Raw genomic sequence first — 24,152 nt, 5'->3', positions numbered from 1 at the left:
TCCGAGCAAGGACGCTCTGACTAGCGGACGGCCTTGTCTGCGTTCACCCGGCCATACGCCCAGAAGGTGCCCGTGCCGGAAATTTTGTCGGCGGTTGATTCGACATTTGCCCGGACGGACGTGTTCGTGGCGCCGGCATGCGAGCCCCAGGCAAGGGCGGCGGTTGCAGCGACAATGGGTGAGGCCATGGAGGTACCGCTAGCAATGTCGTAACCCGTGTGCCGGCCGTTCTGCGTGCCCAGGACGAAGGTGTGGTTCGGGAAGGTCGAGTAGACATTGACACCGGGAGCCGCGACATCCACCCACTGGTCGCCGTAGCTTGAGAAAGATGCCTTGGCATCGTTGTTGTCGGTTGCGGCCACGGCGATAACGTTTGGATAAGCGCCCGGGTAAATCTTGGCCTGGGTTCCGGCGTTGCCTGCCGCGGCGACTACCACCACTCCTCGGTTCCACGCATTGTTGACCGCAGTTTCCAAGGTGCGGGATGCGACGCGCTGCCCAAGGCTCATGTTGATGACCTTGGCACCGTTGGTGACGGCCCAGTTGATGCCGTTTGCTATGGCTGATGAAGAGCCGGATCCGCTGTCGTTCAGCACCTTGGCATCCAGGATGCTGCAGCTCGGGCACACACCGGCCACACCGATCGTGTTGTTGGCGGTGGCGGCAACGATACCGGCGACGTGTGTGCCATGACCGTAGTTATCTTCACCCGTTGCGGTACCACTGAAGTTGGCGCGTGCAACAACCTTTGGCGCGATGTCGGGGTTGTCGCTTGCCACACCTGAATCAATGATGGCGACCTTGATGCCGCTGCCGGTCGTGACGTTCCATGCCTCGACGGCGTCGACATCAGCGTCCTGCTTGCCCGTGGCCACAGTCTGCGTGCCGTCGGTGTTGGTGAATGATTGGCCGTTGTTTTGCAGTGCATATTGGCGAGGGAAGTACTCGTCGGCTGTGGCAGCAGTAGCCAGCTCGTCCGGCTCGGCGTACTCGACCACCGGGTTTCGGTTCAGGGCTTCGATGAGTTGAAGCTCTTTGCCGGCCGGCACTTTGACAAGTTCGGCCCCGGTGCTGCCGATGCCGGGACCCTCCTTGAGGCCGTGCTGGCGCAGTACGCCCGTCGCCGAGGCTTTGTCACGGAACTTGACCATGATTTGCCCGGCGATGTGCGACGACGGGGTCGCCGCGTTGCTCGCGGTCACCGCATTGCTTGGAGCTGCAAACGTGATTGCGCCACTGCCTATGATTACCGCCGCGAGGCTGGCTACAACGATTCTTTTCATGGGACGTATCTTGCTTCAATCCGCACGTGCTGGACAGTAAATGCCCGAAAATTACTCCCTGCCTGCCGTCACTGACTTCTAAAGGCACTTCGGCTGGTAGGCCGGATCAGCGGGGCCGGAAGCCTGTCCCAGGGCATGGGCCACGATCTGGTGCACCACGGGGTCGTTGGGCGTCTGGTCGTGTTCGAAGGCGTCAGCCGGGCACTTGTCCTGGATGGTGACGTTGGTGACCTGCCGCGCCGGGCCGTTGAGGAACTGACTGTTATAGGGAACGACCACTTCGTCGTGGACCGTGGTGATGACAGTGTAGGAGGGTCCCGCAACAGTGTCGCCGATGGAGTTGAGTTTCTGCATGAAAGCCGACCCTGCCTGCTGATCCGCGCAGGCGGCACAGCCCAGTCCGGTGTAGTTGGGATCGGGGACAACGCCCGGCGACGGGACGATCACACCTTCGGTGCCGTGGTTGGAGGGCGCGATCCCAACGAGCTGGTGGACATACTTGGCGCCGCCCAGGAAACCCATGTAGTAGCGCGGCATCATGCCACCCTGGCTGTGGCCCACGAGGTCCACTTTCTTCGCGCCCGTGGCTGCCCGCACTGAATCCACGAACGGGGCGAGTTCCTGGGCCGATTTAGCCACCGGCGCGGTGGCGTAGACACCATTCGTCTCGCCGTAGTTGAGGGCGAAGACGCAGTACCCGGCGCTCTTGAGATACGGCGAGAGGGTGGACCAGTTCTTTTCCATGCTCTCGAACGTTCCGGGCACCAGAACCACCGGATACGGATGCTCGGCGCTTGGCTTGCAGGACCAGTCATTGGCTCCGGGCGGTGAAACCTGCACAGTTCCCGCATGGGCGGGAGCCACGGCCAGGGAGCCGGCAAGAACGGCAATGGCGGCGGCGGACAGGGCTTTGATGAGCAGTGACATAGAAACCTCTTTGTTCGCGTGTCAGCGGGGGTGTGGGCCCGGCAGTAATCCGTATTCAGCGGGTCAGCCAGCGTTGCCCGGGTACCCAATGTAGGCAGCCCGGGGCCCGACCCCGCCATGGTTTTGCACGGACGTGCGCCGAATTCCGCTGCCCGGGCGAACTCTGTCTGCCCTGACACGATGCCCCGTTTTAACGCAAAGTTACTGGTCAGTACATATTGTCGCGGCGTAAGCCTTGCGAAAACCACCAAGCGCGGCTGCACAAACGTTCACTGCCTGGGCGGTACAACCATGCCAGCTCGCCTCGCCCGAGTTTTTGTACAGGTGTCGCGGCCTGACTCGTGCCAAGCCTGGATTATCTGTACAAAAACTCGGGCAGCCCAACGCCTAGGCGACCGCAGGCACCTGGCCGCCCACCGCCGTCGTACTTTCCGAAGAGAACGCCAGCAGCGTCTCCACCAAATGCGGCGCGAAGTCGTCCTCCAATGACAGCACCACCCGGCAGCGGGCGCCGGGCTGCTCAGGGTAGTCCATGTACAGCCCGCGCATGTCGCAAACGGTCTGCCCCCGGCCCGGTCCGGACGTGGTGTCGACGTCCACATGCACCACCGGCGCAAGGGCGGGCCTAACAGAACCAACAGCGAGAGCCGCGGCAAGAGGATCATGCATCGCGGAGCAGGCGCGGCCGAACAGGCCCTCGTAGAACCGGAAGTAGTAGCCCAGCATCTCCCCCAGCGCACGCGGCACCGCGCCGGACGAGGCGAGCAGCTCCTGCCGGTGGTTCTCCTCCAGCACGTTGGTCATGGTCACGTCCAGCGGCACCAGGGTCACGTTCCAGTCCGCGGCCAGCACCAGGGCGGCGGCCTCGGGGTCGTTGGCGATGTTCGCCTCCGCCACCGGCGTGAGGTTCCCCGGTGCCAGGGCGGCGCCGCCCATGATGGTGATCTCGGCGACCAGCTGCGGCAGGGAAGGCTCCAGCCGCAGCGCCTCGGCGATGTTGGTGAGCGGGCCGATGGCCAGGACCCGCAGCGTGCCGGGGTGCTCCTGCGCGAGCCGCACCAGCATCTCCGCGGCGGTCTCCGGCGCCAGCTCAGCGGCCGCCGTCGTAAGCTCAACCTCGCCGATGCCGTTGGCGCCGTGCACCCAGGGTGCTCCCCCGCCGAAGGAACCGGCGAGGGGGTCGTGCGCGCCGAGGGCGACGGGGATGTGCGCGTGCCCGGCGAGCTCCAGCAGGTCCAGGGTGTTGCGGGCGCCGACGGCGGCACTGACGTTGCCGCTGACGGCGCCGATCCCCCGCACGTCCGCCTGCGGGGAGGCGAGCAGGTAGGCCAGGGCGAGGGCGTCGTCGATGCCGGTGTCGCAGTCGAGGTAGAACGGGAAGCTGGTCATGGGGTGGTTCTTCTTTCGGTTGGTGCGGAAGGTCTAGTGGGTTTCGCCGTTGGGGGCGGGGACGAAGAGGCTGACGATGAACGCGGCGGCGGTGATGCCCACCGAGATCCAGAGGGCGGTGGCGTACCCGGCGCCGGTCGCCTGGGCTGCGAAAGGAGCAACAATCACGACGCCGAGACTCGCCCCGATGCCGAAGGAGGCACCGTTGACGCTGGGCAGGGAAGCGGGCGCTTCCTTGGGCGAGAGCAGGACGGAGAGTCCGTTGATCGCGGTGAGGAAGAGGCCGTTGTAAAAGATGCCGAGAGTCGCGACGGCGACCATCACCGCGATCTGGTTGCTCGAGAACACGGCGGCCGCCACGGCGCAGGCCAGGCTCATCGCGGTGCCGGCGCGAAGGACCTTGATCCAGCCGCGGCGGCCGGCAAGCCATCCGGCGAGCGGGGCGGCGAAGACGCCGATGAGCGCGGCCGGGGTGAGGAACAGCAGGGCGGAGAGGGACGGGCTGAGCCCGAAGCCGGAGCCCTTGTCCTGGCTGAGTAGCACCACGGTGAAGTTCATAATGGCGAAGATGCCGGCGAGGGTCAGGACGGTGCTGGCGATGACGGGCCACACCTGGCGGGAGCGCAGGTGGTGGACGGCGATGAGCGGGTGGCTGCGCCGCTTCTCGATGATCCAGAAGGCGGCGAAGGACGCGATGGTGCCGGCCAGCAGGGCCAGGGTGCCGGGGGCGGTCCAGCCGGCGGCGGACCCGCCGGAGACGAAGTAGGTGATGAACACCAGGAACACCGACAGCGAGCCCGCTCCCCACCAGTCCATGGCGCCGCGGATGTGCTGCGGCCGCCCCTTGGGGACGGTCTTGAGGATGCAGCCGGCGGCAATGGCGGTGAGCACCAGCACGACGGCGAAGATGGACCGGAAGCCGAGGGTCTCGGACATCAGGCCGCCGACGTAGCCGTCCACTCCCCCAATGCCGCCGTTGATCGCGGCGATGATGCCCACGGAGGTGCCGAAGACGCGCGGCTGCAGGTTCTCGCTGAGCACGATGTAGGACAGGGCGAAGACAGCGCTGGACACGCCCTGCAGGAAGCGGCCGGCAACGAGCAGCGGCAGCGTGGGGGCCGCGATGCAGAGGATGGTGCCGGCGCCCATGATGGCCAGCACCAGCAGAAGGGCCGGGCGGCGGCCGATGAAGTCGCTCCACCTGCCGATCACGGGGCCGGCGATGGCGCCGGCGAGGAAGAACATGGACTGCACGGGGGCTGCGGCGTCGGCGCCCTGGCCGAAGCTGGCGGCGATCTTCGGCAGGGCCGGGGTCACCATGCTGGCGTTGAGCTGGAAGGACAGCACACCGAGCAGCAGTGTGGTGATCAACAGGGCGGCAGGGCGGCCGGCAAGTTTGTTCACGTCGGTTTCGCTTTCGACGGCGGGGGGCGGCGAGGTGCTGGCCGTGGCTGGGGTGTTCACATCAAACTCCATTGTTCTCTGCAGGAGGTCCTGCCATTGGGAAAATCAGTTGTTATACAACCATGTATGACGAACAAGTACAACCATGGCGTACACTATTTCCTAATTCAGCCGCCCCTGGCTCGACCTGATAGGACTTCCTTATGAGCACCCAGCTTCCTGCCGTCACCGTCGTCGGCAGCATCAACCTCGACATCATCGCCACCACCGACCGGCTCCCCACCGCCGGGGAAACCATCGGCGGCGGCGTCCTGAGCCAGCAGCCCGGCGGCAAGGGGGCCAACCAGGCCGTGGCCGCCGCGCGGCTGGGCGGCAGGGCCCGGATGATCGGCGCGGTAGGCGACGACGCCCAGGGCCGCCTCATGCTCGAGGCGCTTTCTTTCGCTGGCGTGGACACCACGGACGTGTCGGTGCTCGACGGCGACCCAACCGGTACCGCGCTGATCGTGGTGGACCGCGACGGTGAGAACCAGATTGTGGTGTGTCCTGGGGCAAATTCCGCGTTTTCCCTGGAGGGCGTTTCGTTTGATCCCGACGAGACCGTGCTGTGCCAGCTCGAGGTCGGCCTGGACGTGGTGCTGGAGGCCTCCAGGAAGGCCGCCGGGTTCTTCGTGCTGAACGCCGCGCCGGCAATGGAACTTCCGGCGGAGCTGCTTGGGCGCTGCGACCTGGTGATCGTCAACGAGACGGAGTACGAGTTGATCCCGGAGCTGGCCGGCGCGAAGCTGGTCGCGGTGACGTATGGCAAGGACGGCTCTGCAATGTTCGAGCACGGCCGGAAGGTGGCCGCGGCACCGTCTGTTGCTGTTTCCGTGGCGAACACCGTGGGCGCCGGTGATGCGTTCTGCGCGGCGCTGGTTCTGGCGCTGCGGAGCGGGCTGGACTACACGCGGGCGCTGGCCGTGGCGAACGCTGTGGGCGCAGACGCCGTGGGCGATCCGTCCTCACAGCCGGATTTGGCACAGCTGGGCCACTACGTGGAGCGGACGGCTGCTGCTTCGGACGCTTCCTCGTGAGCGTCGCGCTGCCGGTGACTATCGCCTTTCGGCCCGCCGTGCCGACGGACTTTCCGGAGGTCCGGCGCATCACCAGCGACGCCTACCTCCGCGCGGGGCACTTCGCGGGCGACCATCCGTACATGAGTGTGCTGGAGGACGTGGAGCACCGGGCCGAGCACGCGCAGGTGTGGGTGGCGGAGGCCGCCGGGAAGGTGGTGGCGGCGGTGACGCTGACGTTCGCCGGCCAGCCGTACAGCGAGATTGCGCAGGACGGCGAGCTGGAGTTTCGGATGCTGGCGGTTGACCCTGAGTGCCAGGGCGGCGGCGTGGGCCGGGCCGTAGTGCGCCAGATCGTGGAACATGCCCGGCAGTTGCCCGGCATCCAGGCCATCAGCATCACCAGCGCCACGTTCATGGAACCCGCGCACCGGCTCTATGAGTCACTGGGCTTCCGCCGTGCAAGGGAGCGGGACTGGTACGTGCCTGGCGAGGACGTGCTGCTGTGGGTGTTCCGGCTGGAGGTTTGAAGGGCGGACCGCCGTCCGGCACGGTGGGACGGGTTTTGCCTGAACACGCCGAACTTCTCGCTCGCGCTGCCCGGCATGCCGTATGACGGCCCCGCCCCGGAAGCATTCATGCTGCGGGATGACCTCATCGGTCATTTCCGGCACTATGCGGCGAGCATCGGCGCTCCTGTCCAGCGCCCCCAATACGCCTTACCTATGCGTGGAGGCCGAGAGCCTGCCCTGGGTCGGTCCTGGAGGATTCGCGCCCGGCGATCGATGTCATCGAGCATCTCAAGGTATCGGCCCTAACCGGTGTCTCGGAATGTGGGACGGATGTCCACCAATTCTCCTCGAAGGGCTATCGAACCCCGGTACCGTTCGAGGCAGTTGAGTGAGTCCCCCTCAATTGCCGCAATCCGTTCCAAATATGGCTGGAGCCACTTTGGCGTCCGGGCCAGACCAAGGCCAGTGAAGGATGCCGCCGACGATGCATTTACTGCCGGTTCGGCCGCTAGGCGGTAGTCCTGGTTCTCGGCAATAAGCCGAAACCGACGCATAAGTGCGTAGATTTTTGACTGCACTGTAGGTGACACGTCGGATTCGCGGAGCATTTGCGAATGCAATTTGTCCAAGTCTTCAAGAATTCTATTGACCTCCGTTTGCAGCCACTGCCCGCCTCGGCAGTCCCTTTCAGCTATGGCGGATTCGACGCGGAAATACATGTGTTCGACAGAATACGATCTGGACATTTTCCCTCCAAAGAACAGACAATAGCGGTCGTCGAACTCATATGCGCGTCCTGATCATGGAATTTATCCCGGAATCTGTCCGACGTCAGCAAGTAGGGACAACGTCTGAGAGGCAAGTGTCCAGGGGCAGGTCGTCCAATCACTGTTCGTGGCGATTCCATTTCTTCCTAGGCTACGCATTTGTGAGGCCGGACCTTAGACAAACGCACCCCTGTCATCGGTCTGGCATTTGTCTTTTCGTCAGCCGATGCCAAGATCCGCCTCGGGGGCTGCTCCTGCCGTGGCCCGAAGGCCGGATTCTGTTCTCCCTCATCTAGCAAATACGCCAATAATCGGTCTTCCGAAGGTTCACCAGACAACGCGGTCTACGGGACAATCGGTGTCCCCAGCTGGGGATCGGACGGCTTAGCAAGCGCGCTCCGCCTCTGGCCGACGACGCTCCGGATTTGGGCGGCTACCAAGACAGGGTCTTCATGCGCCCAGAATCGCAACACTGTCCATCCAGCAACACTGAGCAGTTCAGTCGTCTCAAGGTCGCGGGCTCGATTGGTGTCGATCTTGAGACGCCAATAGTCGACGTGCGAGCCCGGCTCTCGATAGTGTTCTGGGCATCCGTGCCAGAAGCAACCGTCTACGAATACGGCGACCTTGACGCGACGGAAAACCAAGTCAGCGCGTCGTCGTAATTCGAGGATCGGCCGCTCGGCGACCCGGTATCGCAAACCCAACGCGTGAACCGCCCTTCGGACGGCCAGTTCGGGCTTAGTGTCCCGCGACCGGTTGCCCTGCATTACCTTCCGGGCGGCCGGAGTAGCTGCCCAGCTAGGGACCTTCATCTTCTCACCATATGCCCACACGGGAGCGCCATAAACGCCTAATGGTTGAGCCGACAAAGGAGGACGGAGATCGCCCTTCGATGCCAGCGCAGCTGGGGTATCCGATCTGCCCCGTGCACGCCTAGGGACGGCAGACATGAAAGGGAAGGCTTCGTCTCCCGACGTCGAGATCACTATGCTGCCGGCAGGTGCAGTTTCCGCCGCGGAAAGCTCCTGCCACGACCTCTGTAAAGGGGCCGGCCCATCCAGGTTCGATGTCAACCGCGTGGGCAAATAGGCCACCGATGTGAGTTCGATAATCCTCTATCGAAGAAAAACCTCGCGAGGCGGAATAATCGCCCAGTCCAAAACGTGCAGACCCGTAGAAATGCCAGTTCAGGGTTTTTTTGAAGTCTCCACGCAGCCTCACTCGATCCGAGTCGACTAGCAGGCCCAGCACCACGAGTCGTGATCCAGGTGGGCTGATGCGGATCTTGTCTTCGTGCATACCGAAATGGTTTCGAGCTATTTCGCCGCGCGCGCTTTGAATGAGGGCGAAGGCGCTGGCTCGGGAGAAGCCCGATTTCGAAGAAAACGTTAGATCGTCCGAGTAGCGTGTGTACTTGAATGCGTTCCTGCTTGCCAATCGCAACATTGAGCGGTCCAAGTTTTCTGCGACTAGGTTCGCGAGCATCCCGCTCGTCGGTGCCCCTTGTGGCAGGTAGTCGAGTGGGGTCGGACCTGTCAAAGCGCCGAGACTGCCTTTATTGACCCTCGTGCAAAGTTTGCCAGCTGCACCGAAGTGATTTCGTCGCACCCGACTTTCCGGAATATCCTCGCAACCCGCCGTGCGTCGATGGAGTGAAAGAAGTCCTGCAGATCAAGCTTCACGAGCCAGCGTGCCCCGACGTGGACACGGGCACAGTCCCCGACGGAAACGCCCTTGCGATACGCAAAACTGGATGCCCAAGCGTGCGAACCGAGAAACATATGGTCCAAGATCCACCGTTGAGCTTTGGCCAAATCCGGTTCGGGTGCAGCGATTGTTCGCACCGATCCCCTGGCCTTGGCAACTTGAATTCGCGATAAGGGTCGATACTGCGCGCAGCCACATCTCGGAGGTAGGCCGGCCGGAGGCCTATTGTCAATGCAAGATGATCCAAATCTGGGATCGGGCGCTTATTGATTAACATTGGTCGCCCTCGCAGCTGGACTCGGGCCCTGCTGCCGGACCTGAGGGAAGGGAATGAAGCGAACAGGACCGTCAATGTCTACATGATCGGAACGATGAAGCGACAAAACCCGTATTTCAAAGCCAGCTCAATTGGCTGGCCCAGCGTATCGCGAGACGCTTATAGGACCTCCCCCGCCAACCCAGATTGGAAAGTGAAGCCCATGCTAGATATTGACGATCCTGTCCTGAGCGGAACCTACCCAAGTGCACAGCGGCTCGTCAAATCCAAGGTCCATCTGAGTTCAGGACCAAGTCAGGTCCCGGATAGGCGGCCCGTGGCCGTCGACGCGTTGGATGCGATCCCTTGGCCCCATCGAGCTGCCTATATCCTTAGTCCATCGAAAGTCCCTTTGTGGCTGGCCTGAGAAGCTCGTCCAGCAAGTTCGGAAGCCCTACACTCCCGCCGCCCAGGATCTCCGACCATCGACGTGGCGTGGTGCTTGCGATCGCCTTATTCACCAGTCTCAGGGCGCGACCAGTTCCCCCAGCAATAAGAAGAATTGAACGGTATGGATCACGACGCAACAATCCTCAGCCTCTTTGCCGGCATCGGGGGCTTCGAGCAGGCGTTTCGAAAAGCCGGGTTCTCGGGCAAGGTACTGGCCTATGAGAACTGGCCATCAGCCCAATGCGTCCTCAGCAAACGTTTTCCGTCTGCCGATTTGTTCGAGGACGTGCAGGACCTACATGCAAAGCTGCACGACGCCGAGATCGTGACAGCTGGGTTCCCGTGCACCGACCTATCCTCAGCCGGCAGACTCGCCGGAATCTCCGGCGACGCTTCGGGCCTCATAATCGGCGTCCTACAGGCAATCCAGACGCAGAAGCCTGAGTGGGTTCTGCTTGAAAACGTCCCCAACATGTTGCGGCTCAAGGGTGGCGAGGCGATGTCCATCATCGGGAGCATGCTCAGCGCCAGTGGATACCGCTGGAGTTACCGCACTCTCGATGCCCAACATTTTGGCGTAGCCCAACGGCGCAAACGAGTATTCCTGCTCGCCAGCCGCCACCAGGACCCGGACCGCGTGTTGTTTCGGGACTACGCAGCGCCATCCGAAAGCACGCGGAGCACCACAAACCGTATCCACAAAGCTCATGGGTTCTACTGGACTGAGGGCAATCGCGGCGTTGGTTGGGGCGACGGTGTTGTGCCAACGATCAAGGGATCTACCACTGCGGGAATTCCCTCGGCCCCCGGCGTCTGGCTTCCCGGAAAGCCAACCGAATTGAAGTTCCGGACGCCGTCCATTGAAGCCTTGGAGACACTGCAAGGCTTCCGCCCGGGCTGGACCAGTGCAGCACCGTCAAGGGACCGCTGGAAGCTCGTTGGCAACGCAGTGGCCGTCCCGGCGGTGCAGTGGATAGCCGAGGGGCTCAGAGCCTACGACCAGTTGAGTAGTGTCCAGCTCCCCGGCGAACTTGACGTGAAACAAGGATGGGGTTCGGCGGGAATCTCGGTCGGCGACCAGGTGCGGCGCGCAAAAGTCTCTGAAGCCCCCGTCACCGGACCCTTGCGCCGGACGTTCACTCTCCAAAGGGTTCTCGAGGAGAGGGGCTCAAACGCCCTTTCTGCGAAGGCGACGCGAGGGTTCGCCTCGCGGCTACTGCGCAGCACCCTCCGCTACCAGGACACCTTCATGCGAGACCTCAAGGAGTATGCCTCCCTCTGATGTCGGGGTTGGTGTGTATAAATAGTGGGAGCATCAACGAAATCGAAAAATGGGGAGCATTAATGACAGTCGCGCCTGCGGCGTCGGCAGTTCACGACGAGCTGCCTGAGGTCGGTCAATTGGTCACGGTTCGAGGTTCAAAATGGATCGTCACCGACATCGCCGCACAGGCCCTGGAAAGGTCCAGCGCGGACGACGGCAAGGCTGAGCTGCAGCATGCGGTGTCTCTCCAGTCCATTGAGGAAGAACACTACGGTCGCGAGATGACCGCCATCTGGCAGCTTGAGCCGGGACGGGGCGTCATTCTTGAGCAAGGCCTCCCTACGACAGTCGACCCAGAACATTTCGACGATCCGACCACGTTCGCTGCCTACGTGGATGCCCTCCGCTGGGGTGCCCTGACCTCGGCGGACGCCCGGACCCTACAAGCCCCGTTCCGCAGCAGCGCAACCATCGAGGCCTACCAGCTTGAGCCGCTCCGACGTGCGCTGGAAGCACCTCGAGCAAACCTCCTCTTGGCCGACGATGTCGGCCTTGGCAAGACCGTCGAAGCAGGCCTGGTGGTGCAGGAGCTTCTGCTCCGCCATCGAGCCCGATCCGTCATCATCGTGTGCCCGGCGGGTCTCGTCATCAAGTGGCAGGAGGAGATGCGCGACAAGTTCGGCCTCGGCTTTGAAATCGTCAACTCCAACACGATGCGCGACTTCCGGCGACGCTTCGGAGTGCACGCAAACCCTTTCATCCTGTTCCCCCGGGTGATCGTCTCCATGTCCTGGCTGCCGTCGCCGCGAGCCGAGCGACTCCTGCGGGACGTCTACGCCCGCGCCGACGACAAGCGTGTTGCCGACCGGTACGCCTTCGATGTCGTCATCGTCGACGAAGCTCACCATGTAGCCCCGGCCACGCCTTCGCGAGGCGGCAATGACAAGAGCCGCTACGCCGTCGACAGCCAGCGAACGGTCTCCGTCCGCGAACTCGCGAAGCGCTGCGAACACCGGCTCTTCCTCAGTGCAACGCCGCACAATGGTTACACCGAATCGTTCACGGCTCTCATGGAGATGGTCGACCCGCAGCGCTTCGCCCGCGGCGCCGATCTCGACGCCAAGGCGCTGCGCGAAGTGGCAGTCCGCCGGCTTAAGAAGGACCTTCCGGATGAGGGCTTCCAGCTGCGGGAAGTGCACACCCTGCTGTTCCAGCCCTCCGACGACGAGTCTGAGGCCTACGACCGGCTGATCGCCTTCACCAAACGGCGCAACGCCGCCGTAAAAGCCGAGAAGGGCAAGCGAGCCGCCGACCTCGCGACTCTGATCCTGAAGAAGCGGTTCTTCTCCTCGCCAACAGCATTCGCCTCGACCGCCGAAACGTATCTCGCCACCCGTCTCCGTGGAGACGACGATATCGACTTACCTGACTACGACGAAGTGCTCGGCGACGAAGCCTCCGACGAGGAAGAAGGCCGCCTGGAGCAGCCTGAGCTTGAGGCACTCCGCACGGCACAGCGCGCCCAGGTTCCGCTGACCGATGAAGACGTCGCGGACCTTGAGTGGCTCATCGCCTGGGGCTGGCGCTACGCCTCGTTGCCGGACACGAAGCTTCAGGCGCTCATCAACCTGATCCGGGGTCAGCTGCTCACTCCCGACGGAACATGGCTGAACGAACGCCTCGTCATCTTCACCGAGTACGTCGCCACACTCAACTGGATTCGCGACATCCTCAATGCGTTTGACCTCGGAGGCGACCGCCTTGCCGTGATCGAAGGCTCTACCGATGCCGAGGAGCGCGAACTTATCCGCGTGCGCTTCACCGAGAACCCTTACAAGGACCCCGTGCGGATCCTCATCGCGACTGACGCCGCGGGTGAGGGCATCGACCTGCAAACACACTGCCACCGCCTGGTCAGCTTCGACATCCCGTTCAACCCCAACCGCCTTGAGCAGCGAATCGGCCGCATCGACCGATATGGGCAGACCGAACGCCCGCAGATTTACCATCCTGATCCGGAAGACAAGTCGGCTACCTCCTCGTACTACGCCAGGGACACCGACTACCTGGCCCGCGTCGCCCGCAAGATCTCACGGGTACAGGAAGACCTCGGGTCCGCGGGCGACATCATTGATCCTGACATCCAGCGAACGCTTGGCTACGGAGACTTGCCCGCCAGGCCGAAACTAGTCAAAGGCTCCGGCGAGCAGATCATTCAGGCGGCCATGCAAGGCGAACACAATCTCCGCCGTGAACTAACGTCCCTTGCCGGCCGGCTTGAGAGTTCCCGTGACCGCCTTCACCTGCGTGACCGCAATCTGCGCCGGGTCCTGGAGACGGGGCTGCGGGTGTCCGGCCAGCCCGGCCTCATTGGTGTGGTCGACGACGACGAACAGGCCGACCTCTACGCCCTGCCGGCCGGACTCGACCGTGACCGTACCTGGGCGCCGGGGCTGGAGGGGCTGCGCACCCGTCTGCGCCCGGATCTGGCACGCCCCATCACGTTCGACGGTGGAGAGGCGAAGGGTCGCTCCGATATCGTCTACGCCCACTTGGGGCATCCGCTTATCCAGCGCGCCGCGCGTGAACTGCGCGGCCAGATCTGGACCCGCTCAAATCACATCCATGGTGTGAGCGCCGTGGTAGTCGACGGGCTGGAGCAGTCGTTCGTCGCCGGCGTCGCACGTCTGGTCGTTGTCGGCGACGGCGGCACTCGCCTCCACGAGGAAGTGTTCCTTGCCGGCACCCGGCTCACTCGACGCCAGGAACTCGGCGTCGAACGCTCGGAGGAACTTCTGGTCACAGCGCTGGACGCCGAGAAGTTGACTTCACCTGCCCCCGGAGTGCTCGCCGGACTGGCCGATCTTTGGAATTCAGATGGCGCCGACGACGGCGGCATTCGCCAGCGCGTCGCCGACGCCGTCGCTTCCCGGGCCCAAAGGCTGCGCAGCGGGATCGAGCAGGACCTGAGCAAGCGCGAGACCGCCGACCTCGAACGTGTGGACGAGGTTTTCGCCCGGTTCCGCCAGACATTGGCGGGCACGCTCGACAACGCCGAAGAGCGCAAACGCGAGCTGGAGGACATGTTGTTCCACGAGGAGCAGCGCCAACGCGAGAAGGACCTGATGAACATCAGGCGGCGTCTCGACGCCCTTGCCGAGGAGCAGCGCGATGAGCGGGACGCCGTGTCCAGGCGCTACGCCAATCTGCAACCGCACACATTCGTCGCCGCGGTAGTGTTCGCACTGAGCCCGGCCGATGCAGAGAGACTGGGAAAGAACGATGGCAACTAAGGACCCTTGGGAGTGGCTGTCTCTCGTCGACGTTGACGGCCCGTTCCTTTCGCGCGCTGCCCTCAAATCAGTGTTCCCGACTGGTCTTGACCGGCCGTACAACGCCATCGACGACGTCAACAGCACCTTTGTCTACGAGCACACTCTGTGGTCAAAGGCGTGGACGGCCCGTCAAGGTCAGCCAGGGATTGAGCTCGCCTGGCGCGACCGCTGGGTCACATCAGTCCTACGCGATCTTCTGCAATGGGGCGACTACCTCGTCGAGCACCCCGATTCCACGATCGTCGCCAGTTCGCCCGACGGCGACGTGACAGTCCGTCCCTGGGCGGCGTTGGACGCAGGTGACGGCCCGGCCGCGCTGGTCGTCGTTGTCGACCCGACCGACGATCTCCGACGAACCGGCGCCGATGGTTGGGCCGCCGACGCCATCGACCGAACTGCTGCCCTCCTGCGCGAAGCGAAAGTCAGTGTCGGGCTCGTCACCGACGGCCGCTGGTGGGGCATCGTCTCCGCCGTCCGGGACGTCACTACAGCCAGCGGCGTCTTCGATTCGCTCATCTGGCGCGAGGAACGGGACAGCAGGGACGCATTCCTAGCCCTCGCCGGGCTTGTCTCGCTCGCTGGCGGCGCCACCGAGAAGCGCCTTCCGAAATTATTCGAGCTCAGCGTCGCCAGCGCCGAGGCAATCACCGAGGCACTGGGCGACCAGGTCCGTCGCGCGGTCGAACTCGTACTCCAAGCCATGTCCGAGTCGCACTTGCGGGCCATGGCAAACGGAGAGGAGTCTCCTCTGCCGGACGACAGCAAGCAGGTATACGAAGCGGCAGTTTCCGTGTTGATGCGCGTCGTCTTCCTCCTCTTCGCCGAGGAACGCGCACTGCTCCCGCAGCATCAGATGTACCGTGACTCCTACGCAATTTCCGGGGTGCGTGTCCACCTGGAGTATTCTGCGCAGAACAGCACCGAAGAAGCCCTCGACCACACCTGGGAGACCTGGCACCGCCTGCTCGCCGCCAGCACTGCGATCTACTCTGGCGCCACCTTCGAAGACACGCGTATGCCCGCATACGGTGGGTCGCTGTTTGACCCGGCCCGCTTTCCGTGGCTACGGACGACCAACGCGCAGGGGCAGCTGTCTGTGCGTGTCTCCGACCGTGTCATGCTGCGAGTCCTGAGGGCTGTTCAGATCGCCGATGTAGGCGGCGAAGCCCGCCGGCTGTCTTTCCGCGACCTCGACGTTGAACAGATCGGCTATGTGTACGAGGGCCTGCTCGGGTATTCCGCCGAATACACCCAAGACGTGGTCGTCGGACTCCATGGCAAGAGCGGTTACGAGCCTGAAATCGCCTTGACCGAGCTCCGCGCCATCGCCGATGTCGCAACGAATGGCTCAGACTTTGCCAAGAAGCTCATCGCCCATCTGAAGGAAGCACAGCCAAATTCGAAACCGGCGACTTCACGACAGATCGCGAATGCATTCGATGCCAATGTCGAAACGAATTCCGCCCATGCTCGCACGCGCTTAGGCTTTGTGCTGCTCGGCCGCACAGAGATCCTCGATGAGCTCGCACCTCTGCACGCCCTAATCCGAAATGACCTGCGCGGCTTCCCTTATGTGGTCCCGGCAGGGGGCCTTGTGATGACCGAGTCCCCGCAACGAGCCAACACGGGCACCCATTACACCCCTCGGTCACTGGCAGAAGACGTCGTACTCCACGCGCTCGAACCCCTAGTCTTCTCGCCGGGTCCCCTCGATACGGAGAACCGGGACGACTGGGTCTTGAAGAGCTCTACTGAGATTCTGAACCTCAAAGTCGCAGACATTGCCGCCGGCTCCGGCGCGTTTCTCGTTGCCGCCGCCCGATACCTTGCTAAGCGCCTCATCGAAGCCCGCTCAAAGGAGGGGCTAAGCGCTGCCGCCAACGAGGACGCTAAGCGGTGGGCCATCCGCGAAGTGGTTGCTCGCTGCCTCTATGGAGCCGACATCAACGGCATGGCCGTCGAGATGTGCAAGCTCTCTTTGTGGCTTGTCTCGATGGACCCCGGCAAGCCATTTTCCTTCGTTGACGACCGTGTGTTCCATGGGAACTCACTGCTCGGCGTCACTTCCGAACGGCAGCTCCGCGCACAGCATATCGACCCCAACCACAGCCGCATCCTTCAGCGAAAGCTCCTTCAACTCGACGTCGACAGCGACCTCGCCCGCGCTGCGCAGATCCGCCGAGAGCTCTCAAGCGGCCAGGTCGATGACGCCGACCGGATGCGCTCCACGCGCGCCAAACGGAAGCTCCTGGAAGAGTCGCGCGAGGTGACCGCTAAGCTCCGCGATGTGGCCGACGGCATTGTTGCGGCGGGGCTCCGTGAAGGCGGCAAGCCTGGCAAGGCGTTTGAAGCTCGCTATGAAGAACTGGCCGACGCTTTATTCTTGGCGTACCCGCAGAACGATGGGGACGGCGAACGGAGCCGCCTCGATTCGATCCTCGCGGCTGGTCTGACGCCCACCGTCGACACAGGTGAAGCCCGTTGGCGCCCGCTTCACTGGGTGATCGAGGCGCCCGATGTCATCGTCGACCGTGGCGGCTTTGACGCCGTCATCGGAAACCCGCCGTTCTTGGGCGGAACGAAAATTTCGTCGGCTGCCGGAGACCGATATCGCCAGTGGCTGTCGGCGCGAATCGGCGGCGGCACCACGGGAGCCGCGGATCTCGTCGCATATTTCGTGCTCCGGGCTGACCAATTGACGACCGATGCGTCCGTCGTTGGCATGATCGCGACAAATTCGATCGCGCAGGGGGCAACACGCGAAGTTGGCCTTGATCGCTTCTGCGCCGATCGCGAAGTGTTTCGGTCGATCCAGAGTAGGAAGTGGCCCGCCCGGTCGGCCAATCTACATTTTGCCGCATTCTGGGCGACAAACATTCCCGTGTCACCTAACGTCGACCGAATTGCCGACGATGTTGCTTGCCGTGGCATTACAAGCCTGCTGGAGCCACGCGGCCGCTCGGAGGGGACCCCTGAAGTACTTCGGGAAAACGCCGCAATTGCCTTTGCGGGGGTCAAGATTTTCGGACAAGGATTCGTTCTCACTCCGGACGAAGCCGCTTCAATGGTGGCAGCTGACCCGAGAAACGACGAGGTAATTCGCCGATATCCGAAAGGAAAGGAGGACATAAACGGGAGCCCGACCCTCCAGGCTTCTCGATGGGTTATTGACTTTCAAGCATTTCCGCTAGAAGTGGCGCAGACGTATGCCCTTCCATATCGACGCGCTGAAGAGCTGGTTCGGCCCGTTCGACTGAAGGCGCCCAAGTCTTATAGTCAACGCGTGCGCGACAACTGGTGGCAGTTTGAGGCCCGTCGCGAAGGCTTGATTCAGGCTCTCATTGGGCTTAGTTCTGCCATAGTTCAAGTTCAAACTAGCTCCACGCTTATGCCAGTTGTCGTGTCTTCAAACCAAGTGTTCGACCAAAAGCTCGTCGTTTTCGCATCGGAAGATCCAGCATTCCTCGCATTGCTGAGCTCAACAGTCCATCAACTTTGGGCTATCACTTGGGGATCGACCCGAACCGCGGACCCCGTCTACACCCCCTCAGACGTGTTCGAGACTTTTCCTTGCCCTGGCATCACGGAACGGATGTTTGATGCAGGGAACGAGCTGGATGAAATAAGGCGGAACACTATGCGTCGACGCGGACTCGGACTCACAAGTTTGTACAATCTCGTAAACGACGCAACCGTGACTGACGACGCCGATGTCTCCCGGGTCCGTGACCTTCACGTCGAGATCGACCGCGCCGTGATGGAGGCCTACGGATGGTCAGACATTGCGCTCGACCACGGCTTTCACACGTACCGGCAGATGGAACGCTTCACAGTGAGTTCAGCTGCCCGCGTCGAGATTCTCGACCGGCTGCTGGAAGAGAACCGCCGCCGAGCGGCAATCGAGGCGCAGAACGGCGGAAAGACGCTTACCACCATCGAGCTCGACCTTGATCCGGAGACCGCCCCAGAAGGAGCGATGTTCTAATTGACCACAAAGACAGTGCCCTCCCAACCGGCGACCTCCGCCGAGGTTCGCGACGAGCTTATCGACCTATTGCACCGGGACCTGATCGGACCGTGGGGCGAGCCCGACGAGACTGTCAACGGCACCCCGCGTGCCCGCTACCTTGTCGGAGCGCTGGCGCCGGTCGCGATCGGTGACGACGACCCGCTGCCACAGGCAAAGGCTCAGTTGGCGGTAGACAGCCCGGATGACTTCCGGGACTCCGACGTTGCGGCAGTCCTAGACGCAGACGCGAGCCACGATGTCCAAGGCGTTGTGGACGAGGCCGACGAGACTATCACCGATGCAGGCGGCACCGACACCGACGAAGACCGAGGCCCGGAGTCCAAACTCATCGCGCCGTCGTCGATGGGGCTCCGCTTCCAGGTCGGCCCCGACGTTGGCAACCTCGTTTTCACAGCGCGATGGGGTCAATACACGTCCCGCCGGGAAACCGACGAACACGGCCGCACGCAGACTTTCTACGATCGGACGGACCACGTCGAACCGCGGATGATCGACATCGCGGCGATCGGCGCCGGGCAAACGCATACCGAAGTGATCATTGAGGGCCACGTCGCGATCTCGGTCGAAGTCTTCGAGCACGACGGGCTGCGGGTAGTAGAGGCCGCCCTCCAGAACACAAAGGTCACCGGTAAAGAGCTCCCGCCCAAGGTCTGGCTGTTCCAGACCCAGCTGGAAGTCAGCACCGAAGACGGAACCGCAGTGTTCCGGCCCACCCGCGACGCGCTTGAGCAGGCACGCGACTTCGGCGACCCCGAGGTGCTGCAGCTCGATCTTTTGTACCGCGATCGCCTTGAGTTCGCCGTCGGCCGCACGGCATCCACCACCTGGACCCTGCCGGATCCACAGTCCCGCACGGCCACTGCGGTGCGTACGACCTGGCTGCCCACCGCCGAGGTCCCGCAAACCCTTGCACCAACCATCAAGGGGGCCGAGATGAGCATGCGGCTGCTCGTGGAGGCATCTCCTGATCAGCTTGGGCAATACCTAACACCTTTGCTCGACGGCTATGAGCACTGGCTCCATGAGCGACGCCTCGACGCCGCGGCTCTGCCCGAGCACCTCCTGAAAGTCGCTGAAACCGGAATTCAGGACGGCGAGGATGCGCTGAAGCGCTTGCGCGCTGGCCTCCGTCTGCTGACGAATACTGATCCGAAAGCCCATGCAAGCGAACAGGCTCGAAAAGCCTTTGCCTTCATGAACCGCACGATGCGCGATCAGCGTCTCCGATCCCAGATAGCCGCGCTCAGGAATGCGGACCGCACATTGCCGGTAAAGGATGCAACGGCAGCGATCGATGCAAAGGGTGATGGCGCGGCTTCATGGCGTGCCTTCCAGCTCGCGTTCATCCTGATGCAACTGCCGTCGATCGTCGACCCGACGGTGCCTCGGCGGTCCGGCGACTTGCCCCGCGCGGAGTTGCTGTTCTTCCCCACCGGTGGTGGCAAGACCGAGGCCTATCTGGGGCTCGCGGCATTCACATTCGGCATCCGCCGCCTCCAAGGCGTCATCGAGACGCCCGGCGGCCTGATTGACGGCCGCGACGGTGTCGCCGTGCTGATGCGGTACACGCTCCGCCTGCTCACCTCTCAGCAGTTCCTGCGTGCCACCACGCTCATGTGCGCCGCCGAGGTAGTGCGGCGTGAAGACCCGGCGACGTGGGGCGAGGAACCGTTCCGCATCGGCCTTTGGGTAGGCTCAAGCGTCAGCCCGAAACGCTTTGCCGAGGCGGAGCAACAGGTGCGCGACGTACGCAATGACGACGGCAACTCCGCCTATGGACTCACGGTGCTCCAGTTCAGCAGCTGTCCCTGGTGCGGAACGCCAATTAACCCCAAAGCGGATGTCGTTGCCGTGAAAACGACCCAGCGCATCCATGTCTACTGCGGGGACAAGCTCGGGCGGTGCCCGTTCTCGGCGGGTGGCAGCGCGATAGACGGTCTTCCCGTGTTGACCGTCGACGATGAGATCTACCGCAATCCACCGACCTTCCTACTGGCGACCGTCGACAAGTTCGCGAGACTGGCCCGCGAGGGTGAGGCGGCGAGCCTGTTTGGCTACGTGTCTCAACGGTGCGAACGGCACGGCTACAAGCACCCCGACACAGTGACCTCTGTATGCGGAGCTAGCGGTCACACCTCAAAATCGGAAGGCGGGAGAACCTATCCAAAGGCCATCGTGAAGGGTGTGGACCGGCTGCGTCCGCCGGACCTCATCATCCAGGACGAACTCCACCTCATCACCGGCGCGCTCGGCACTGCAGTGGGATTGTTCGAAGGAGCCATAGACACGCTTTCAACGTGGGAGTATGGCACTGCCGACAGCCCCGCGCTAGTGAAGCCCCTGGTTATCGCCTCCACCGCGACCGTGAGGAACGCCCGCGATCAGGTGATGAAGCTCTATGCACGCCAGGTGCAGATCTTCCCACCCCAGGTCCTATCAGTGACAGACACCTTCTTCTCGAAGGAAGTCACGATCAGTGAGAAGGACCCCGGCCGGCGTTACGTCGGGGTTTGCGCCCACGGGGCCCGCCTGACCCTGGCGGAGATCCGGGTCAGCGAAATTCTGCTCCTCGCCGGTCAGAAGTTGTTCGACGCCCATGGTGCGGCGGCCGAGCCATACGTGACGCTGGTTGATTACTTCTCCGCCACCCGGGAGCTGGCCGGCATGCGCCGCTATCTCGAAGACGACATCGTCACCCGAACCAGCAACCCCGACAAAAACTCTGGTTACCCCCGGCGGGGGTCCAGTGGGCTGCGGATCGGCGAGTTGACGTCCCGCATCTCGTCAGCGGATATTTCGAAGACGCTAACCACCCTGGGTGTTCCGTTTGACCCTGACCGGGATACGACTGAGGCTAAACGGGAATACGGTGTGCGGGCCGCAGCCGCCAAGAAGGCCGGCCGGAAGCTTCCCCCGCGGGATATGCCGTATGACGTGGTCCTCGCTACCTCCATGCTCCAGGTAGGTGTAGATGTGCCGCGGCTTGGGTTGATGCTGGTGGTCGGCCAACCGAAGAACACTGCGGAGTATATTCAGGCGTCTTCGCGCGTTGGTCGTGAAGCCTCCAAACCCGGCCTCGTGGTGACGCTCGCCAACCGGTCCCGGCCGCGGGACATGGCGCACTATGAACAGTTCGAGCACTACCATGACACGTTTTACGCGCATGTCGAAGCACTGTCCGTGACCCCGTTCTCCGACGCCGCTTTGGAGCGAGGCCTGACTGGCGTGCTAGTGTCGGCGGCCCGCGTCGCCGACCAACGGAATGAGCCCTCACTCTCGCCCGAAATCGGGGCTGGGGCGATCGTGCAGCGGCGAACGTTCGCCGACACCCTTGTCGACAGGCTTGTCACACGGGTCAGAATTGCCAGCGGCGGGGACGACGCGGTAGCGGAAGCTGCCAAGAGCAAGCTCATCCTGCGCCTCGACAAGTGGACGGACGAGTCGGACAAATGGTCAGGCGCCTTGACTTACCAAAAGGACTCCCTGGGCGGTGGGCAGATCGTGTCACCCCTGCTGGTGAGCCCGGAGACAGTGGTTCCCGACGAAGACAGCCGACTTTTTCAAGTGGCCAACTCGATGCGCGAAGTTCAGCCCGAGATCAATCTCCTTGTAACACCGATCGTTGGCAGACTAGCGGAGCCGCTAAGTGCAGCTGCGCCGAAATGGGTCTTCTCGAAGAAGGATGCGAAATGAGTCAAGTCGTAGAGGAAGAAGCATCCAGCGTCGCCGGAGTAGTGGCCAACCCGTTTGGGGAGCTGGAAGCCGTCGGCGCGAAGAACCACAGCCGCGTAGGCTCAGTGCGACCTAGCGCCCTGCTTTATACCTCGGGCATTGGGGCAACGGTGGACATGCCTCATATAGCGGTGATGCCCCAAGGCCTTGACGCTTGGGAGATCGCTTACTCGAAGCAGGGCGGCCCGCAGCTGGTCTTGGTGCCGCGCCTGCTCGCTGCGGTCCGCAAGATGTTGCCTCGTGTCGAAGAGCTGCGGCAACCCCCCTGGGTGCCGGAGAAGGCCCATGAAGGTGGCACTCCCATCGGAATCCCGACCCGCGTATTCCCCCAGTGGCTGCGCTGCACCGGCTGTGACCTGTTGGCACCTATCTCGGAGTCGACCAAGTTCGAGTTCGTGAACACGAGCAAACACCGACCTGACAAGGCGCAGTTCGTGCACAAGTCGTGCAAGGGCCGCCCAAAGAAGGGCCAGAAGCAGGGCACTTTGGAAGCGCGGCCGCGCCTGGCCGTGCCTGCCCGCTACTTGATCGCCTGTACCGACGGGCACCTCGACGAATTCCCTTATGTCGAGTGGGTACATGGCGCCGACGGCGACCCCGTGAAGTGCAAGGTCTCCAAGCCTGAGATGCGAATGATGGAATGGCGCTCGAACCTCGGACCGCAGGTGAAGATCTATTGCGTGGCCTGCGACGCCTCACGAAATATCGCTGAGCTTACGCGGGCCGGCGGAGAAGAGATGCTTCCCGACTGCCGTGGACGGCACCCGCACCTTCCCACTTACGCCCCGGCCGACAATCCGTGTCGGGCGGACGTCCGACTGATGCTGCTGGGCGCCGCGAACCAGTGGTTCCCCGCCTCGGTGAGTGTGCTCGTGCTGCCTGCGCGTAAGCACATTTCCAGCGCGGATGTGGCCGAGACAGTGCAGGGATTGCCGGCCGTCACCTTCGCAGAGGTGCAGACGCTCGGTGACCTACTTGCGTGGCGTAAGTTCGGCCCGAAGGACGTCCGCACGATCTTTGACGGAATTGCAGATGACGCCCTCTGGAACGGAATTCAGGTCGCTCGAGGCCAAGCTGTCGCTGAGCCCGAGTCCTTACCCTCGGGCTTCGATCCGATCAGCCTGCTGGAACCGGAGTGGGACACACTCGTTCACCCAGAGGATTTCGAGCGCGAAGACCGAAAGGCTGGCTTCCGTGTGCGGCCCGTGGACGTGGCATCGGTCCTGCGGCCGGTTCTGTCCCATGTCGTGGCGGTGGAAAGGGTCAAGAAGGCCAACGCGTTTGTCGGTTTCACGCGCATCGACGCCCTGGACCGCGTAGGCGACGCTCCCAGCCGAATCGCGCCGCTCGTCCAGTCAGGTAAGCCGCAGTGGGTGCCGGCAACGGAGGACCGCGGGGAAGGAGTATTCCTGCGGTTTGACGAGCAGACGGTCCGAGAGTGGGAAGACGGCGTAATCAATTCAGACGTTTGGCGCGCCCACATGGCAGCACACGACCGCAACGTGGGCCGTCGCCAGAGCCGCACGGCGGAGAAAATTGATGCAGCTGAACGGATGCCGCCGCCGCGGTATTGGGCGCTGCACACGATGTCGCATCTGCTCATCCGTGAGATGGCAATGTCCAGCGGCTACGGCTCTGCATCACTATCCGAGCGGCTCTACGCCTGGCGCGAGACGGAGGAACGGGAGGCTGCCGCAGGCATTCTGATCGCCACGACATCCCCCGACAGCGAGGGAACCCTCGGGGGGTTGGTCGACCTGGCCAGAACGGAGCGGCTCGAAGGTGTATTCCGGGATGCGCTGCGGCGAGCGGAACGGTGTTCTTCGGACCCTATCTGTGCGCATCGGGTGCCCAGCGGTCAAGAGGACTTCCTACACGGTGCGGCCTGTCACTTCTGCCTGTTCGTGTCGGAGACGTCCTGCGAGAAGGCTAATCGCTTCCTTGACCGTCGCTTCGCACTAACGCTGAATTCAGGGCCTGAGTACGCGGTCGATGGTCTGCTCCAACCGGTGCTCGAAGCCTTCGGAGGCTAGGCATC

13 protein-coding genes are annotated in these 24,152 nt (G+C 63.0%); 7 read left to right on the top strand and 6 right to left on the bottom strand.

The genetic code is table 11. The annotated features are described in order from the left end of the window. Positions 1-20: 20 nt before the first annotated feature. The 4 genes from ACFRAH_RS03165 to ACFRAH_RS03150 form a co-directional block, all read right to left on the bottom strand. The gene (locus ACFRAH_RS03165) at positions 21-1,283 is read right to left on the bottom strand and encodes a S8 family serine peptidase (RefSeq protein WP_377989461.1); all 1,263 of its coding nucleotides are present in this window, start codon (positions 1,281-1,283) and stop codon (positions 21-23) included. Positions 1,284-1,361: 78 nt separating this feature from the next. After that, positions 1,362-2,210, bottom strand: a complete 849-nt coding sequence (locus tag ACFRAH_RS03160; RefSeq protein WP_377989460.1) for an esterase/lipase family protein — start codon at positions 2,208-2,210, stop codon at positions 1,362-1,364. 387 nt (positions 2,211-2,597) lie between these two features. Next, positions 2,598-3,599, bottom strand: a complete 1,002-nt coding sequence (locus ACFRAH_RS03155; protein WP_377989459.1) for a nucleoside hydrolase — start codon at positions 3,597-3,599, stop codon at positions 2,598-2,600. A gap of 33 nt (positions 3,600-3,632) precedes the next feature. After that, complete coding sequence (locus ACFRAH_RS03150; RefSeq protein WP_377989458.1) at positions 3,633-5,063, bottom strand: MFS transporter; 1,431 nt, start codon at positions 5,061-5,063, stop codon at positions 3,633-3,635. Between the two features lie 143 nt (positions 5,064-5,206). Between ACFRAH_RS03150 and ACFRAH_RS03145 the strand changes: the two genes are divergently transcribed. Together ACFRAH_RS03145 and ACFRAH_RS03140 are read left to right on the top strand one after the other, a co-directional pair. Further along, positions 5,207-6,079: a ribokinase gene (locus tag ACFRAH_RS03145; RefSeq protein WP_377989457.1), complete on the top strand. Its 873-nt coding sequence runs from the start codon at positions 5,207-5,209 to the stop codon at positions 6,077-6,079. Continuing rightward, the gene (locus tag ACFRAH_RS03140; RefSeq protein ID WP_377989456.1) at positions 6,076-6,588 is read left to right on the top strand and encodes a GNAT family N-acetyltransferase; all 513 of its coding nucleotides are present in this window, start codon (positions 6,076-6,078) and stop codon (positions 6,586-6,588) included. Before ACFRAH_RS03145 ends, ACFRAH_RS03140 begins: the two co-directional genes overlap by 4 nt. A 1,093-nt stretch (positions 6,589-7,681) precedes the next feature. On the opposite strand, the gene ACFRAH_RS03135 is transcribed toward ACFRAH_RS03140, so the two are convergent. Next, positions 7,682-8,152: a very short patch repair endonuclease gene (locus tag ACFRAH_RS03135; RefSeq protein ID WP_377989455.1), complete on the bottom strand. Its 471-nt coding sequence runs from the start codon at positions 8,150-8,152 to the stop codon at positions 7,682-7,684. Between the two features lie 723 nt (positions 8,153-8,875). Continuing rightward, a complete protein-coding gene (locus ACFRAH_RS03130) occupies positions 8,876-9,211 on the bottom strand; it encodes a reverse transcriptase domain-containing protein (RefSeq protein WP_377989514.1) in 336 nt (111 codons plus the stop codon). Positions 9,212-9,874: 663 nt separating this feature from the next. Between ACFRAH_RS03130 and ACFRAH_RS03125 the strand changes: the two genes are divergently transcribed. The 5 genes from ACFRAH_RS03125 to drmB all read left to right on the top strand — a co-directional run bounded on the left by ACFRAH_RS03125 (position 9,875) and on the right by drmB (position 24,147). Continuing rightward, a complete protein-coding gene (locus ACFRAH_RS03125) occupies positions 9,875-11,035 on the top strand; it encodes a DNA cytosine methyltransferase (protein WP_377989454.1) in 1,161 nt (386 codons plus the stop codon). A 62-nt stretch (positions 11,036-11,097) separates the two neighbouring features. Next, entirely contained in the window at positions 11,098-14,310 is a 3,213-nt protein-coding gene (gene drmD, locus ACFRAH_RS03120; RefSeq protein ID WP_377989453.1) for a DISARM system SNF2-like helicase DrmD, read from the top strand. Beyond that, positions 14,300-18,337, top strand: a complete 4,038-nt coding sequence (locus tag ACFRAH_RS03115; protein ID WP_377989452.1) for an Eco57I restriction-modification methylase domain-containing protein — start codon at positions 14,300-14,302, stop codon at positions 18,335-18,337. Before drmD ends, ACFRAH_RS03115 begins: the two co-directional genes overlap by 11 nt. Beyond that, positions 18,338-22,075: a DISARM system helicase DrmA gene (gene drmA, locus ACFRAH_RS03110; RefSeq protein WP_377989451.1), complete on the top strand. Its 3,738-nt coding sequence runs from the start codon at positions 18,338-18,340 to the stop codon at positions 22,073-22,075. Continuing rightward, positions 22,072-24,147 carry a DrmB family protein gene (gene drmB / locus ACFRAH_RS03105; RefSeq protein ID WP_377989450.1) on the top strand — a complete coding sequence of 692 codons (2,076 nt, stop codon included), beginning with the start codon at positions 22,072-22,074 and terminating at the stop codon, positions 24,145-24,147. The genes drmA and drmB overlap by 4 nt, the downstream gene beginning before the upstream one ends. The last annotated feature ends 5 nt before the right edge of the window (positions 24,148-24,152 follow it).

It is taken from the genome of Arthrobacter sp. NPDC056727, from assembly GCF_042790555.1.
Taxonomy (GTDB): domain Bacteria; phylum Actinomycetota; class Actinomycetes; order Actinomycetales; family Micrococcaceae; genus Arthrobacter.
The sequence above is the reverse complement of the archived record's forward strand: the minus strand, read 5'-3'. Positions and strand labels throughout refer to the sequence as shown.

Excerpts from the sequence above, each read along its gene's own strand:
- ACFRAH_RS03165 (WP_377989461.1), bottom strand. The coding sequence starts at position 1,283 with ATGAAAAGAATCGTTGTAGCCAGCCTCGCGGCGGTAATCATAGGCAGT.
- ACFRAH_RS03160 (WP_377989460.1), bottom strand. The coding sequence starts at position 2,210 with ATGTCACTGCTCATCAAAGCCCTGTCCGCCGCCGCCATTGCCGTTCTT.
- ACFRAH_RS03155 (WP_377989459.1), bottom strand. The coding sequence starts at position 3,599 with ATGACCAGCTTCCCGTTCTACCTCGACTGCGACACCGGCATCGACGAC.
- ACFRAH_RS03145 (WP_377989457.1), top strand. The coding sequence starts at position 5,207 with ATGAGCACCCAGCTTCCTGCCGTCACCGTCGTCGGCAGCATCAACCTC.
- ACFRAH_RS03135 (WP_377989455.1), bottom strand. The coding sequence starts at position 8,152 with ATGAAGGTCCCTAGCTGGGCAGCTACTCCGGCCGCCCGGAAGGTAATG.
- ACFRAH_RS03125 (WP_377989454.1), top strand. The coding sequence starts at position 9,875 with ATGGATCACGACGCAACAATCCTCAGCCTCTTTGCCGGCATCGGGGGC.
- drmD (WP_377989453.1), top strand. The coding sequence starts at position 11,098 with ATGACAGTCGCGCCTGCGGCGTCGGCAGTTCACGACGAGCTGCCTGAG.
- ACFRAH_RS03115 (WP_377989452.1), top strand. The coding sequence starts at position 14,300 with ATGGCAACTAAGGACCCTTGGGAGTGGCTGTCTCTCGTCGACGTTGAC.
- drmB (WP_377989450.1), top strand. The coding sequence starts at position 22,072 with ATGAGTCAAGTCGTAGAGGAAGAAGCATCCAGCGTCGCCGGAGTAGTG.